17 protein-coding genes and 1 tRNA gene are annotated in these 13,411 nt (G+C 44.0%); 9 read left to right on the top strand and 9 right to left on the bottom strand.

The genetic code is table 11. The annotated features are described in order from the left end of the window. Nucleotides 1–48: 48 nt before the first annotated feature. Nucleotides 49–354: a hypothetical protein gene (locus AB2J24_RS16915; protein WP_367386331.1), complete on the top strand. Its 306-nt coding sequence runs from the start codon at nucleotides 49–51 to the stop codon at nucleotides 352–354. A 137-nt stretch (nucleotides 355–491) separates the two neighbouring features. Here the strand turns inward: AB2J24_RS16915 and AB2J24_RS16910 are convergent. Together AB2J24_RS16910 and AB2J24_RS16905 are read right to left on the bottom strand one after the other, a co-directional pair. Continuing rightward, a tRNA-Arg gene (locus AB2J24_RS16910) sits at nucleotides 492–568 on the bottom strand. 177 nt (nucleotides 569–745) lie between these two features. After that, nucleotides 746–1,288 carry a tetratricopeptide repeat protein gene (locus tag AB2J24_RS16905; RefSeq protein ID WP_367386330.1) on the bottom strand — a complete coding sequence of 181 codons (543 nt, stop codon included), beginning with the start codon at nucleotides 1,286–1,288 and terminating at the stop codon, nucleotides 746–748. A 236-nt stretch (nucleotides 1,289–1,524) separates the two neighbouring features. Here AB2J24_RS16905 and AB2J24_RS16900 point away from each other — a divergent pair, with 236 nt between their 5' ends. Together AB2J24_RS16900 and AB2J24_RS16895 are read left to right on the top strand one after the other, a co-directional pair. Beyond that, complete coding sequence (locus AB2J24_RS16900; protein WP_367386329.1) at nucleotides 1,525–2,040, top strand: RNA polymerase sigma factor; 516 nt, start codon at nucleotides 1,525–1,527, stop codon at nucleotides 2,038–2,040. After that, a complete protein-coding gene (locus AB2J24_RS16895) occupies nucleotides 2,033–2,818 on the top strand; it encodes an anti-sigma factor family protein (protein WP_367386328.1) in 786 nt (261 codons plus the stop codon). Before AB2J24_RS16900 ends, AB2J24_RS16895 begins: the two co-directional genes overlap by 8 nt. A 250-nt stretch (nucleotides 2,819–3,068) precedes the next feature. Here AB2J24_RS16895 and AB2J24_RS16890 read toward each other — a convergent pair whose 3' ends face one another. Then, nucleotides 3,069–4,241: a UxaA family hydrolase gene (locus tag AB2J24_RS16890; RefSeq protein ID WP_367386327.1), complete on the bottom strand. Its 1,173-nt coding sequence runs from the start codon at nucleotides 4,239–4,241 to the stop codon at nucleotides 3,069–3,071. Between the two features lie 11 nt (nucleotides 4,242–4,252). Continuing rightward, the gene (locus tag AB2J24_RS16885) at nucleotides 4,253–4,540 is read right to left on the bottom strand and encodes a UxaA family hydrolase (RefSeq protein WP_367386326.1); all 288 of its coding nucleotides are present in this window, start codon (nucleotides 4,538–4,540) and stop codon (nucleotides 4,253–4,255) included. Between the two features lie 133 nt (nucleotides 4,541–4,673). Between AB2J24_RS16885 and AB2J24_RS16880 the strand changes: the two genes are divergently transcribed. The 3 genes from AB2J24_RS16880 to comE all read left to right on the top strand — a co-directional run bounded on the left by AB2J24_RS16880 (nucleotide 4,674) and on the right by comE (nucleotide 6,539). Further along, nucleotides 4,674–5,393 carry a GntR family transcriptional regulator gene (locus AB2J24_RS16880; RefSeq protein ID WP_367386325.1) on the top strand — a complete coding sequence of 240 codons (720 nt, stop codon included), beginning with the start codon at nucleotides 4,674–4,676 and terminating at the stop codon, nucleotides 5,391–5,393. 92 nt (nucleotides 5,394–5,485) lie between these two features. Next, complete coding sequence (gene comD, locus AB2J24_RS16875) at nucleotides 5,486–5,983, top strand: sulfopyruvate decarboxylase subunit alpha (RefSeq protein ID WP_162652153.1); 498 nt, start codon at nucleotides 5,486–5,488, stop codon at nucleotides 5,981–5,983. A gap of 1 nt (nucleotide 5,984) precedes the next feature. Next, entirely contained in the window at nucleotides 5,985–6,539 is a 555-nt protein-coding gene (comE, locus tag AB2J24_RS16870; RefSeq protein ID WP_367386324.1) for a sulfopyruvate decarboxylase subunit beta, read from the top strand. A gap of 23 nt (nucleotides 6,540–6,562) precedes the next feature. Here the strand turns inward: comE and mobB are convergent, their stop codons facing one another. Both mobB and mobA read right to left on the bottom strand, forming a co-directional pair. Continuing rightward, a complete protein-coding gene (mobB, locus tag AB2J24_RS16865) occupies nucleotides 6,563–7,072 on the bottom strand; it encodes a molybdopterin-guanine dinucleotide biosynthesis protein B (RefSeq protein WP_367386323.1) in 510 nt (169 codons plus the stop codon). After that, nucleotides 7,065–7,676 (bottom strand): molybdenum cofactor guanylyltransferase, encoded by a 612-nt coding sequence (gene mobA, locus AB2J24_RS16860; protein ID WP_367386322.1) that lies wholly within the window; start codon nucleotides 7,674–7,676, stop codon nucleotides 7,065–7,067. Before mobA ends, mobB begins: the two co-directional genes overlap by 8 nt. Nucleotides 7,677–7,849: 173 nt before the next feature. Between mobA and AB2J24_RS16855 the strand changes: the two genes are divergently transcribed. Together AB2J24_RS16855 and apbC are read left to right on the top strand one after the other, a co-directional pair. After that, entirely contained in the window at nucleotides 7,850–8,218 is a 369-nt protein-coding gene (locus AB2J24_RS16855; RefSeq protein WP_162652157.1) for a gamma-butyrobetaine hydroxylase-like domain-containing protein, read from the top strand. Nucleotides 8,219–8,249: 31 nt separating this feature from the next. Next, nucleotides 8,250–9,380, top strand: coding sequence for an iron-sulfur cluster carrier protein ApbC (apbC, locus tag AB2J24_RS16850; RefSeq protein WP_367386321.1), 1,131 nt, complete (start codon nucleotides 8,250–8,252; stop codon nucleotides 9,378–9,380). A 6-nt stretch (nucleotides 9,381–9,386) separates the two neighbouring features. Here the strand turns inward: apbC and AB2J24_RS16845 are convergent, their stop codons facing one another. Then, the gene (locus AB2J24_RS16845) at nucleotides 9,387–10,529 is read right to left on the bottom strand and encodes a winged helix-turn-helix domain-containing protein (RefSeq protein ID WP_367386320.1); all 1,143 of its coding nucleotides are present in this window, start codon (nucleotides 10,527–10,529) and stop codon (nucleotides 9,387–9,389) included. A 112-nt stretch (nucleotides 10,530–10,641) separates the two neighbouring features. Here AB2J24_RS16845 and AB2J24_RS16840 point away from each other — a divergent pair, with 112 nt between their 5' ends. Beyond that, entirely contained in the window at nucleotides 10,642–11,637 is a 996-nt protein-coding gene (locus tag AB2J24_RS16840) for an NAD(P)/FAD-dependent oxidoreductase (RefSeq protein WP_367386319.1), read from the top strand. Here AB2J24_RS16840 and AB2J24_RS16835 read toward each other — a convergent pair. Continuing rightward, entirely contained in the window at nucleotides 11,634–12,371 is a 738-nt protein-coding gene (locus AB2J24_RS16835) for an SDR family NAD(P)-dependent oxidoreductase (protein WP_367386318.1), read from the bottom strand. The genes AB2J24_RS16840 and AB2J24_RS16835 overlap by 4 nt on opposite strands. Nucleotides 12,372–12,399: 28 nt before the next feature. Beyond that, nucleotides 12,400–13,410: a biotin-dependent carboxyltransferase family protein gene (locus AB2J24_RS16830; protein WP_367386317.1), complete on the bottom strand. Its 1,011-nt coding sequence runs from the start codon at nucleotides 13,408–13,410 to the stop codon at nucleotides 12,400–12,402. Nucleotide 13,411 lies beyond the last annotated feature (1 nt).

Here is a 13,411-nt window from a genome sequence, read left to right as displayed (position 1 = left end):
CGTGGCCAGTAATAATCGTCAGTGTCAGAAAGATGAGGCCTGCAACAAATGACCGATGAGATTAAGTGGGTTGTTGGAATAGGTGTTTCTATTGCATTGGCAATGTTTTCTCATACCATAACAGCGTTCCGAAATGTTCGTAATTCGCAGAGCAAAGCAAACGCTGACATTTACAAGCGTATTCGGGAGGTTGAAAACGCGTCTGCATCCAAAGAAGATGTAAAAGATTTAAGAACTTCTATGGAAAGTCAGTTCGCTATAGATCGAGAAGAACGCCGCGAGCGTGATAGCAATATGCGCGACTTCATAAAAGTGACCGTGGAAAATTCTAAAGGGCAGAACCACCAAAGTTAGAACAAACAACAAACGGACTGTACGCGTTTTGTACGGGGAAGTGCTGCAAATTGGTGCTTTGTTCTGCATTTAGCTGCAAGTTTCTACGAGTTTAGAAAATTGCCATCTCTGCATAATATTGTTTTTATTGAGAAATTTGGTGCACCCGTTGAGATTCGAACTCAAGACCTCTGCCTTCGGAGGGCAGCGCTCTATCCAGCTGAGCTACGGGTGCATTTGTGTTGATATATTTTAGCAACAAAGATTACATAACCGAACAAACGATACTCATCAATCGTGATTTTGATTATTTTTGCTTTGGTAGCCAAATTCGATCGTTTATTAACGCTGAAGTAAAAAATGACCCAATAATGGGCCATCTTTCTAATCTAGGTCATATATTCAGATTGGCTTAGTAACTGTACCCGACACCACTTTCGATAGCGCGTGCAAGAGACACCTCCGGCCAGCGCCCCTCGCCGCCACGTTTCCTGATTTCCGCAAGTTGCATTTTAGCGCCAATCTTATCCCCACTCTCAACAAGCCCCTGCCCCATATAAGATCTTGCAAGTAAGTTGTTAGGATCTGCCGCTAGCGCTTCTTTGTAGTAGCTCATACCAAGTTCGATATTGCCAGCCTTACGGTTTGTAAAACCATAATATGTTAAGACGCGCGTATCTTTCTGGTCGCTCATAGCTGCTAGTACAGTTTGCGCTTGCGCGTAACGCCCAGCATAGGCCAATTCACGAACAGCATCGTAGCGAATATGATCTGTTAAAAGGTCACTTTTTGCATCGAGGCATGATTTAGTTTCCTTATGCCACACTTTACCGTCTTTACATTTCTTAGATGTTTTTGTCTTTGCAGGCGGTGAATCATTGCTGGAATCTGAACCGGCAGCAAACGCTGCGGATGGGATAGATAATACAAGGGTAAGTACAAGCGTCTTAATCATAACCGTTTCCTTTAAGTTTGCTTATCTATTCGACTTCATAAATAAACTCGATAGCCGTAAGATTAGCTTTTTCAATATTCATTACGATAGAGTTACGTTGCAGGATCGATATTTATTCGATAAAAAATGAAAATACTAAATTTGGCAAATTGTGGTTATGTATTGAATAAACTACACCATTGGTGCGTATGTAATATAACAACGTCTTTAATGAGGACAGTATTTCGAGGCTCTGCGTGAAACCAAATCAGTTCAAAACAGAGTTGATTGCACTTCTTCCAAGGTTAAAGCGTTATGCTTTGACACTTACTCGTGCGACTGGAGATGCCGACGACTTATTGCAGGACACCTGCACGCAGGCTCTTGCAAATTGGAAAAAGTACGACCCATCACAACCTTTGGATAGATGGGCATTTACAATCATGAGAAATGGTTGGTTCAGTGAACAGCGCAAACGAAAAGTTAGAATGGGAAGTGGCCAAACGCCGATAGAAGACATGCATGACTTATCTGACAACCACAATGCAGATGAACATTTATATGCAAACCAGGTCGGTAATGTTGTCCAAAAACTACCGACAGATTTATCGAGCACATTATTGCTCGTGGCGAAAGAAGGCTATTCCTACAAAGAAGCAGCACAGGCACTTGATGTGCCAGTTGGAACAATTATGAGCAGAATACATCGCGCACGCCAGATGGTCAGTCAGTCCCTTAATCGGGGCTCCGAGCGAGGAGATAAACATGAGTAAAGATTATACCAAGCTCTGCGCCTATATTGACGGCGAACTCACGCCAGAAGAAGTGATCGAAATACAATCCCTACTTGGCAGTGATTCAGATTTCGCAAACGAATTGAAGTTCCTTGAAGCGGCCGACCTTGCTGCAAACTCAGACTTTGATGAGATGCTCAACGAACCGATATCACCAAACCTCATTGCACAAATTCAAGCAACTGAATTAGAACCATCCGTACCAGTCGCTGCAAATTCCAATTTCAAATGGCGATCCATTGCTGCGGCGGCGCTTTTCATGCTCGTTGGCGGGGTCGGCGGATATGTTATTAATGAACAAACCGCACCTGATGTACAAATCGCTGCGTCCAAAAACTGGTTAGAATATGTGGCCGGATATCATGGCATTTATGCCGGGCAAAAACGCCACCTTGTTGAAGTCGCCGCAAATGAAAGCGAACATATCAAAAACTGGCTTAGCAAAACCACCAATGTCGGGTTTTCAATTCCAGACCTGTCTCAACATGGTTTGGAATTTCGTGGCGCAAGATTACTGGTCGTCAAATCTCAGCCTGTTGCACAATTGATGTTTACAGATAAAAACGGTGCCGTTGTTGCAATTTGTTTTAAGCAAGGTGCAAATGGTGCGATGGGCTCTGAGGTTTTTGAAGAAAATCAGATCGATGATTTTGATATTATCTCTTGGAATGAGCGTTCTGCTAACTTTCTTGTCATCGGCGATGCGGAACAAAACCAATTGAAAGATATTGCAGACACAGTTCGACTGAATATTTAAAGCTCAATAATAATATTTAGGAAAAAGTTTAGGTAATTAGATTTGCCGGACTAGCCATGTGCGCAAGTAAGTAGTGATTACTCACAAAGTAATACGGCACTATCTAAATAGAACTTAAATGATCCGGAAATCCATCGGAATTTAAATTCGAACCGAATACGACTGCCCGAATTAATCAGGCAGTCGTTTGTTTGCTAACAGACAGGCGGCAGCGCACATTCTGTGATGCGCACTACTGCCTGATTTGCAGTTAAGCAGATCTGTATAGTTTCGTCATTACAAACTCTCTGTGACCAAGAGCTTCAGCTGCTGTAAAGCGGCCATTTGCTGTACGACGGATCATTTCAATAAGGTCATCACCAGCTTCACTGATTGTCTTCTCACGAGTTAGCACGCCGGTTACATCCACATCGATATGTTCGCTCATTGTGCGAAGCGTACGTGGGTTACCAGAGATTTTGATAACTGGTACGATTGGGTTACCAACCACATTACCCTGACCCGTTGGGAATGTGTGAACCACATACCCGGCAGCAGCCATAAGAGTCACACACTCAGCAGCAGCCGAAGATGTGTCCATGAAGTAAAGCCCGTTACCTTTTTCCGGCTCTTCAGCAGGTCCAAGTGCATCAATGTATTTTGAAGTACGGCCAATTTTCTCAAGGTTACCCAAAGCTTTTTCTTCAATTGTCGAGAGACCACCAAGAATATTACCCTTAGTTGGCTGACTATCTGAAAGATCATCTGTCTGGTGCGCAAATATCACATCATCAGAATAAGCTTTGAAGATTTTCATAAATTTAGCGGCGGCTTCTGGATTAGCTGCACGCGATTCACAGATGTGCTCTGCACCAGTGATCTCAGATGTCTCACCAAAGCAACCATAAAGGCCAAGAGGGAGAAGTTTATCATACATGTTACCAACAGTTGGGCATGATGAAAGACCTGTTGTTGTATCAGACTCACCACATTTTGTGGAAACCCAAAGATCGCTGATCGGACGTTCTTCACGTGCAATTTCACTTGCCCAGTGAACATATTCTTTTGCTTGACGGCTGGCAGCTGCGATTGTCGCAATATCGCCATTCTGCTCAATTGAGAACTCGGCAACAGGCTTGCCAGTTTTGCGAATTCCGTCAGCAATAACCTTTGTCCAAGATGGTTCAATGCCAATAACGATAACAGCAGCAACGTTTGGATTAGCGCCTGTTCCGATCATTGTGCGGAAATGCAAATCTAGATCTTCACCAAACTGCAAACGCCCATAGGCATGCGGCAAGGCTAGAGTACCTGAAATATTGTTAGCAACGGCTTGGCAAGCAGCGTTGGAAATATCGTCAACGGGAAGAATGGCTACATAATTACGAACGCCTACACGGCCATTTTCGCGAACATATCCCTGAATTGTTGTATCATCATACATATTAGTGCTCCCTACCAGCGCTTTGTTTTAAGATTTTGAGTGTGCACATGGCCACCCTTTTCAGCCGGACCGACCATTTTACCAATATCTTCACCGTATTTGATGATGGTATCGCCTTCTTTCAGATCAGTTAGAGCAATTTTGTGACCAATTGGCACATCGCTTTTTGAAACCAAATTGAAATCGCTGTTGTCTTCAGTAACAACACACAGCATTTCCGTATTTGCGGTTAGGCCTTCTACAACGACAACACCAACGTTGTCTTTCTTATCGTGAACGAGCAAGTGAGGTATGGGCATAAAGATAATATCCTATATCTAATTTACATATGGCGGCTTTATAACACAGAGCGGGTCTTATACAAGACTTATTATATAAGTTATTGCGTTTTTTTGATTTCATGTGCTATTCAAAGGCGGAGAGGATTCATAAATGTCAGACACGCCAACACCACCTACTCTTCTTTATAAGCAGGTCCATGACGCTGTTTTTGAACGGATAATATCTGGTGAACTTGGCCCGGGTGCAATGCTACCGAGCGAGATGGAATTAGCTGCTGCTTATAAAGTAAGCCAAGGCACCGCGCGTAAAGCATTATCAGAATTGGAGCAAAGTGGTGTCGTGGAACGTATACAGGGGCGCGGCACATTTGTTGCAACAACCACGCCGGAGAAAGAACATTTCCACTTTTTTCGATTGCGATCTAGCGATAGAGCACCAGCAATTCCCAACAAAGGGCTGTCATCGATTATCCGTCGAAAAGCCACCGCAGATGAAAAAAAACACCTAAAGATGGATACAGATGATGTATTTGAAATCAACCGGACACGCGCGATTGATAATGAACCTGTTTGTCATGAAGTTTGCTTGGTAGAGGCCGCCAAATTTTCCGGATTGATGGATCGTGATCCTTTGCCGAACTCGCTTTACCCTCTCTATCAACGTGCATATGGCCAGAGAATTATACAAGCTGATGAAAATCTGAAAGCAGTGCCTGCAACAAGCCCAGTCGCCAAACTATTGGGTATCAAGAAAAATACACCGATTTTGGAAGTCGAACGTTTTGCAATCGGTATATCTGGTGCACCGGTTGAATATCGAATTACATATTTTATTGCCGACAAGTATCATTATAACATTGTTTTAAAATAACGATGTTCTTTACAGCAAACCAATTTGATAGCATTGATAATATGCTTGTCACAATCCACAACTGAACAACAAACAAAAGGGAGATTACCTGCATGTCGGTAGATGAAAGAATTGTCAGCGATTTTGTGAACAATAAGATCGATTTCGTAACAACAGTGCCGTGTAAGCAGCTAGCTGGCGTTATAGATAAGATTGAAGAATCAAAGGATATCTTCCACATACCCGCTAATAAAGAAGACGAGGGTATGGGCCTTTGCGCAGGTGCGTATATGGGAGGCAAACGCCCCGCCATCATTATGCAGAACACTGCGATTGGTGTCACCATCAATACGCTGGTTACGCTTACTCAATATTACCGTATGCCTCTTCCCATGCTTATCAGCTATCGTGGCGAACTGGGAGAGCCAGTTGCCTGTCAGGTGGAAATGGCTGTTCATACCAAAGCTCTCTTGGCGCAACTTAATATACCAACATACCACTTCCACAAAGAAGATGACATTGAAGAACTGGATAAGATCCTCAAACATACTTTCATGTGTAACAAACCCGTGGCAATCCTGACTGATGCCTCATTCTGGAAAGGGTACTAATATGATCCGCTCAGACATTCTTAAAGAGCTAATCCCAGTTATTTCAGACCAACTGGTTGTTTGTAACATTGGCTTGCCGAGCCAGGAACTGCATATGCTTGATGACCAGCCGAGTAATTTTTACATGCTGGGCACGATGGGTCTTTCATCTTCGATTGGCTTGGGTCTTGCCCTTGCACAAAACAAGAAAGTGATCTCAATTGATGGCGATGGTTCTGTTCTAACGAACTTTGGCACTTTGCCAACAATCGCAAACAATGCCGCCGACAACTTCATCCTACTGATCATTGATAATGGTAGTTATGGCTCTACCGGTGATCAACCCACATACGCTGGTAAGAAAACATCTCTGACAGCCGTGGCCAAGGCTTGTGGCTGCGAGAATGTGATCGAATGTTCCGCAAAGGATACTGCCAATGTTGTTAAAGAAGCCATTGCAGGCGATAAGATGACAATCATCGTATCAAAATGCGAATCCGGCAACATCAAGGTTCCGGTTATTACGATGGACCCGGTGGTCATCCGCGATCGGTTTATGAAAACGGTCGCAAGTTAGAGTCTGCGTAGGTAAGAAACAACTTACTTAATGTAGTCCATGATGAAATCGGCGATATTCTTGATATCGTCGATATGAAAAATAGGCCTTGGATCGGCAATCGATTCAAGGTCATCACTAACCATCGCAATAACATTTTTTATTTCTTCTACGCCGGCATTTTTTCTACTTTTGGCACGAATAACCTGTATCTTCGGGAAATCTGCGAACTTAAAACCCTCAACCAGTATTAGGTCAACCGGTTTCATTTTCGCGACAAGCTCATCAAGATCCGGCTCATCTTCATCAGCAATTATTTCATGCATCAAAGCAAAGCGTTTTGATGAGGAAAGCATGACTTCCTGAGCGCCTGATTGACGATGTTTAAAACTGTCGGTTCCGGGCTGATCAACATCAAATTCATGGTGTGCGTGCTTGACTGTTGATATGCTCAACCCGCGGTTTGTCATTTCCGCTACAAGCGCCGCGGTCAAAGTAGTTTTGCCAGAATCTTTCCAACCTGAAATACCAAATATTTTTTGCGCCTTATTCATATCTATTGCTTTCAAACATCTGTTTCGCACGTATCCAGTCCTGCGGGGTGTTTACATTAATAAATTGCTCTTCAAACTCATCCGGCAATTCTAATTTCTGCCAACCTTGTGATCTGATAAAATTCATAACTTTTCCGTTCTCACCGCTCATTAAAAATCTTCGTAAGTCTGCGGCGCATGATATGGGCCAAAGCGCAAATAGTTGCTGTGAAAAGCCACCGACAAACGGGACAATAATTTCAGATGCACTGCCAGCATTCTGCATTTTATCTACAAGATCAATTGGTGAAAATGGCGCATCTGCGGGTACACTTGCAATATGTGTAATGTGCGAACTGCGCTCCTGCGCATGTTCCAATCCAGATAATATTCCAGCCAACGGCCCCTGGCCACCTTCTATGACATCAGGAATGGTGACATACGGCTCTAAACCGGAAGTATCATTTGCATTGACAATCACCTGATTAACATGATCATTCAAACGCCGAATAGCGCGATGGATCAACGCTTCATCACCGAGCTTGAGCCATAATTTATCGTCATTGCCCATACGTCTGGATGCACCGCCTGCAACAACAAGACCACAAATATTTTCTACTTTCACAAAAAGCTCATTTCATTTTCAAGATTTTCATAGCAACATGTTGGAATCTGGCACCAAACTGCGTCAGATGATATCACTATGACATTTAATTTCGCAATTCACTGGACAGAGTGAACAAGTATTCTTAACTGTCATCTAAAAGTAACATATTTATTTAATCAAACAGGCTAACCATGAGTGAAGAAGAAAATAATCAGCCTCCGACTGATATTCGCATCTCTAAAGATCGGGCACTCATGACACTCACCTATCCAGATGAGTATAAAGCTGAATTGACCGCAGAATATTTACGCATATTCTCTCCATCGGCAGAAGTTACAGGACATGGACCTGGGCAGGAAGTCACCCAAGACGGAAAACGCCATGTGTTGATAACTGACGTTACACCAACGGGCCGTTATGCCATACGCATTCAGTTTTCTGATGGGCATGAGACGGGTCTCTATCGATGGGCCTATCTGCGACAATTATCAGAAGAGAAAGATGAGCGCTGGGCAGCTTATCTTGAAGAACTTACCAACAAAAACCTATCGCGCGGTTAGTCTAAACCGTTGAACTTTAGCAGGATACAAAATGGCACAAATCACCAGTGAAATCGTTACTGAATGCCTTAAAACAATTAAAGGCCCCGACCTTGAAGGCGATCTAGTTTCGCGAGGCATGGTTAGTCCGATCATGATTGATGATGGAAAAGTTATTTTTTCCATCACAGTGCCATCGAGCCGAACAGAAGAACTTGAACCCATGCGACTCGCTGCTCAGAAGGCGGTTATGGCTTTAGACGGCGTCACTAGTGCCATGGTTGTTTTCACTGCAGAACGCGAGGCTGGTTCTAAACCTGCCCCACGTCCTACACCTCCACCAAGTGCCCAACCTTCCAAAGGCCGTCAGGTGAACAGCAGCGCACCAGTACCAGGAATTAAATCAATTATTGCAGTAGCATCAGGTAAAGGTGGTGTGGGCAAATCCACGACATCAGTTAATCTTGCCATCGCCCTTGCAAAACTTGGCCAGAAAGTCGGAATTTTGGACGCAGATATTTATGGTCCCTCCATGCCGCGTCTTATGGGCATCAAGGATCAACCGACTGTGAACGGCAAAATCTTGACACCACTTGAGGGCCATGGCGTTAAAGTCATGTCTATGGGATTTCTGGTTGACGAGGACACGCCGATGATTTGGCGCGGACCAATGGTTATTTCTGCTCTTACTCAAATGCTGCGAGAAGTCGAATGGGGAGAGCTTGATGTTCTCGTCGTTGACATGCCTCCGGGCACAGGTGATGCACAATTGACCATGTCACAACAAGTGCCACTCGCGGGTGCTGTCATTGTATCAACACCTCAGGACATTGCGCTGATTGATGCTCGTAAGGGCCTTAATATGTTCCGCAAAGTGGATGTTCCCATTCTCGGCTTGATCGAAAATATGAGTACATTTATCTGCCCTAAATGCGGAGAACACTCTCATATCTTCGGTCACGGCGGAGCACGAGATGAAGCAGAACGCGTTGGCGTTCCATTCTTGGGTGAAATTCCGCTTCACATGGATATCCGTCTTAATTCAGATGGAGGCACACCAATCGTCTCATCCAGCCCGGATGGAGCACACGCAAAAGTCTATCTTCAAATCGCACAAAGCGTTATTGACAAGCTTGACGGTGCTGGCTTTGCGGACACTGCACCATCCATCACGTTTGAATAGCTTGATCTAAGCAATTTCAACTTGATAGTTGATGTTTTCAACATTTATAAATCGGGCCATGCGCCCGATTTCCTGCCTGAGCTTTTCATATCGTTTAGCCGTCCATTTGACTTTGGGTTCCGGCCAGAATTGCAAAACATTTAGATCACTTTTTTGACGGTCCGCTTTGATCTCAATTCGCCCCACAAATTTGTCACCCTCCAAAATGGGGTAAACATAATATCCCCATTTCCGCTTCTTTGCAGGCACAAACATTTCAATACGATATTCAAATCCAAACAGTCGCTCAATCCGATTGCGATCTCTGATCATCGGATCAAATGGGTTGAGAATACGCAGACGTGATGTTGGTTTTTGGAGCGAGTTAAGCTGCTCTTCAATATCATAAAATGCATAAGCCTGATTGCCAGCTCCATCAGCACCAATAATTTCGACAGGAATGACCTGATCTTCTCTACGTGCAAGCCACTCGCGAACTTCCTTCTGGTCCACCGCATCCCAAAACTTCTGGATTTCCCCAACACTTGCACACCCCAAACGTTGAAGCGCGGCATCACAAAGGCGATCGATCTGCTCTTCATCAGAAAGGTTCTCTGATAGCAACCTTTTAGGAAATACCCGTGTTCCAAGATCATAAAACTTTGTAAAATTCACTCGATGGCAAGTCGCTAATTCGCCCGAATACCACATATAATCAAGCGCCAATTTATGTGGTGGCCTCGCCCACATTTCCTTTTTACCTTGAACCTTTGTATCAAAAGCATGTGTGGAAAGCGCGCCCTCTTCTGTAATGCGCTCAATGATTGCCTGGCGCTCAGCTTCATCAAGCATATTTTTGTACCAACCAGACCGGTCGATCTTCTCTTTATGGCGGCGAAACTGTCTTCGCCACATTGGCAAAAATTCCATTGGCAATACCGATGCATCATGCGTGAAATGTTCAAAAATCTCACGCCTCCTCATTAGTTTATCTAACATTGGTTCACGGTAGTTTTGATTTCTGCTCCATAGAATATGATGATGTGCACGAGAGATCACTTGAATCGTGTCAAGCTGCACAAAGCCCATCGCATGGATAATTTGCATGAGGTCAAGCTGTCCAGTTGGCGGCTTGGATAACCCGTTGGCATCAATCCAGAGCGCTCGCATAGTTTTATTATCGATTTTTAAAACTGTCTTGCTCCGTCAATGATTTATCGTGACTTATTCTCTTCAAACTTGCTAACAATTAAACTCCATCCTCAACAGGGTCAAATTTTTCATGATTAAAAAAATTGCGATACTTGGCGCGGGCCTTTCGGGCCTAACACTGGCTACAAAACTAAAAAATTCTGCTGAAGTTACGGTCTTTGAAAAATCACATTCCGTTGGCGGGCGAATGTCGACGAGGAATCACCACAAACATTCATTTGATCATGGTGCACAATATTTCTCAGTGAAAAGCAATGCATTCGCAGGTTTTTTGGAACCTTTCAAAGGTGATCATATTGTTAAAGAATGGCGTCCAAACATTGTTGAAATAGGTATGAATGGAAAAACGAGCCCGGTCATCTGGAAGCAACCACGCTATGTCGCGACACCGGGGATGCGTGACCTTTGTGAGGCTATCGCCAGCGGTCTAAATATTGAACTTAGTAAGAATATCGCACAGGTAGAAAATCGTGATGATGGAAACTGGTTGATCTTAGACGATCGCCAAACACTAGGCCCATATGACTGGATCATTACGACTATTCCTTCACATCAGGCGGCAGTCCTTCTGCCCAATGATTGCAGCATTCAAACGGCTTTGTCGGCTGTACAAATGAAAGGATGCTACGCACTCATGCTTGGCTTTGACGATCAAGTTGATATTCCGTGGGATGCTGCGCTTCGCCCAATACTATCAGCCGATCAAGCAATCTCATGGGTCGCAGTAAATTCGACAAAACCAAATAGAAACAATGGATATTCAGTACTTGTTCAATCTTCAAATGATTGGGCCAATGAACGGCTGGACGCGGACCAAAACGAGATCAAAACATTTCTTCTTCGTGATCTCGAAGACTTGCTTGGTTCTAGGCTCCCCAGTCGCATTTATGAGAAATTGCATAAATGGCGATATGCAAATGTCTCAAAGCCTGCAAACCAAGACTACCTCATGGATGAGGTTCTTCACCTAGCTGCATGTGGTGATTGGTGCCTTCATGGGAAAGTTGAGGCCGCATTTTTAAGCGCTGATGCCTTGGCTAGAAAATTAAAAGACATCATGAGTTAGTATGTCGCCCGCCCACCGGACAGATCGAATACACCACCCGTGGTGAAGCTATTTTCTTCTGACACAAGCCAGGCAATCATGTTTGCAGCTTCGTCAACTTCCAAAAAACGTCCGCGCGGGATTTTCGATAGCATGTAATTTATGTGCTCTTCTGTCATCTGATCGAAAATTCGCGTTTTTGCGGCCGCTGGCGTTAAGCAATTGACGGATATATTTTGATCCGCAAGCTCTTTGCCAAGTGATTTTGTAAGACCTATAACGCCTGCTTTGGACGCTGAATAGGCTGATGCATTTGGATTACCTTCTTTGCCTGCTACGGAAGCTACATTTAAAATTCGCCCATAACCGTTTGTTTTCATACGCTTTACAACAGCCTGATTTGTAATAAACGTTCCGGTCAAATTAACATCAATGACGCGCCGCCACTGATCTAGATCATAGTCTTCAACCGTCGTATTGGGCCCTGTAATGCCTGCACTGTTGACAAGAATAGTAATCGGCCCTAGCGCATTTTCAGTTGCCTTAGTAGCGGCGGAAACATTCTGTGCATCGGTGATATCAACCTTCACCGAATAGTGCTCGATATCACCTAGCTTTTTGCTTGCATCGTCTATTGCCGCCTGATCTGCATCCCATATTGCAATAGCCACACCATCTCTTGCTAGACGTAATGCAGTGGCAAAACCTATGCCTTGAGCACCACCGGTTATCACAACTACTTGCTTTTGAACCATAATTCACTCCCTAGAACACTGATATTTACTAATCCTGCGACGTGCTTATCACACCGCTTATCAGGTTGCTTGACCATAGTTTGTGGATGAAACTAGCACGATTGCGCTCAATCTCTTCTTTCATTACATCTATCTGTAAATGCTTTTGTCTTGCGACAGCTATCGCATCGTCGACATTTGTCTTCGCGAACGTCACAACGTCCCCCACTCTTTTTTGCGCCATTGCATCTTGATCAGCCGAGATTATCGTCGCTATTTTAGGGTATCCACCTGTTGTTTGATGATCTGCTAGTAAACAAATCGGGTCACCATGCCCTGGTACTTGTATCGAACCTCTTGCGACAGGTTCAGAAGGCATATCCAAAGCTCTATTTACTTTCAATTTTTCGCCGTTTAAGCGAACGCCCATACGGTCATATTCAGATGTTAACTTAAATTCAGTTAAATATAGTTTACTTATTGATATGTCTTTAAAATAACTATCTTGTGGACCTTGCACAATGCGAACTTCGGGAGAAGGCTTCAGTGTTTTGGGATCAAAAAAAGAACCTGATGTATCAGCGTTTGATTTCCCATTTTCCACAATGATTTTATCACCTTGTTTATACGGCAATCCGCAAAGACCGGAACCTTGATGTACAGACCGGCTGCCCAACCATTTTATCGCCTGAATATCACCTAGAAAACTAAGATAACACCAACTTCCCCATTCACCGGATCTGATTTTCAAAACAGAGCCTTCTTGAAGCGTAAAGATAGACCAGGGAGCTAGTTCACTTCCATCAAGGTTGATAGAAAAATAACCACCACCTGTTGCCGCGGTAATTTCGCCCTCTATGCATTTGAGGGTAAGCCCGCCGAGTGACACCTCAATCGCAGATGAACTATCATGCTTCCCAAGCGCATAATTCGTCAATGAATGAGCAAGCCGATCCATAGGGCCGGATTTTGTTACACCGTAACGCGCATATCCATTGCGGCCAGCATCTTGAATACTGACAAATGGACCGACCTGCTCTATCTCAAAAACTGTGCGCATG

Origin of the sequence: Lentilitoribacter sp. EG35 (assembly GCF_040784015.1) — a bacterium.
Taxonomy (GTDB): Bacteria; Pseudomonadota; Alphaproteobacteria; order Rhizobiales; family Rhizobiaceae; genus Lentilitoribacter.
This window is presented reverse-complemented; position numbering and strand designations above follow the sequence as displayed.

Coding starts and splice junctions, on each gene's coding strand:
- AB2J24_RS16890 (WP_367386327.1), bottom strand. CDS start 4,241: ATGTATGATGATACAACAATTCAGGGATATGTTCGCGAAAATGGCCGT.
- AB2J24_RS16915 (WP_367386331.1), top strand. CDS start 49: ATGACCGATGAGATTAAGTGGGTTGTTGGAATAGGTGTTTCTATTGCA.
- apbC (WP_367386321.1), top strand. CDS start 8,250: ATGGCACAAATCACCAGTGAAATCGTTACTGAATGCCTTAAAACAATT.
- AB2J24_RS16880 (WP_367386325.1), top strand. CDS start 4,674: ATGTCAGACACGCCAACACCACCTACTCTTCTTTATAAGCAGGTCCAT.
- AB2J24_RS16905 (WP_367386330.1), bottom strand. CDS start 1,288: ATGATTAAGACGCTTGTACTTACCCTTGTATTATCTATCCCATCCGCA.
- comE (WP_367386324.1), top strand. CDS start 5,985: ATGATCCGCTCAGACATTCTTAAAGAGCTAATCCCAGTTATTTCAGAC.
- AB2J24_RS16840 (WP_367386319.1), top strand. CDS start 10,642: ATGATTAAAAAAATTGCGATACTTGGCGCGGGCCTTTCGGGCCTAACA.
- AB2J24_RS16895 (WP_367386328.1), top strand. CDS start 2,033: ATGAGTAAAGATTATACCAAGCTCTGCGCCTATATTGACGGCGAACTC.
- AB2J24_RS16855 (WP_162652157.1), top strand. CDS start 7,850: ATGAGTGAAGAAGAAAATAATCAGCCTCCGACTGATATTCGCATCTCT.
- AB2J24_RS16885 (WP_367386326.1), bottom strand. CDS start 4,540: ATGCCCATACCTCACTTGCTCGTTCACGATAAGAAAGACAACGTTGGT.
- AB2J24_RS16830 (WP_367386317.1), bottom strand. CDS start 13,410: ATGCGCACAGTTTTTGAGATAGAGCAGGTCGGTCCATTTGTCAGTATT.
- AB2J24_RS16845 (WP_367386320.1), bottom strand. CDS start 10,529: ATGCGAGCGCTCTGGATTGATGCCAACGGGTTATCCAAGCCGCCAACT.
- comD (WP_162652153.1), top strand. CDS start 5,486: ATGTCGGTAGATGAAAGAATTGTCAGCGATTTTGTGAACAATAAGATC.
- AB2J24_RS16835 (WP_367386318.1), bottom strand. CDS start 12,371: ATGGTTCAAAAGCAAGTAGTTGTGATAACCGGTGGTGCTCAAGGCATA.
- mobB (WP_367386323.1), bottom strand. CDS start 7,072: ATGAATAAGGCGCAAAAAATATTTGGTATTTCAGGTTGGAAAGATTCT.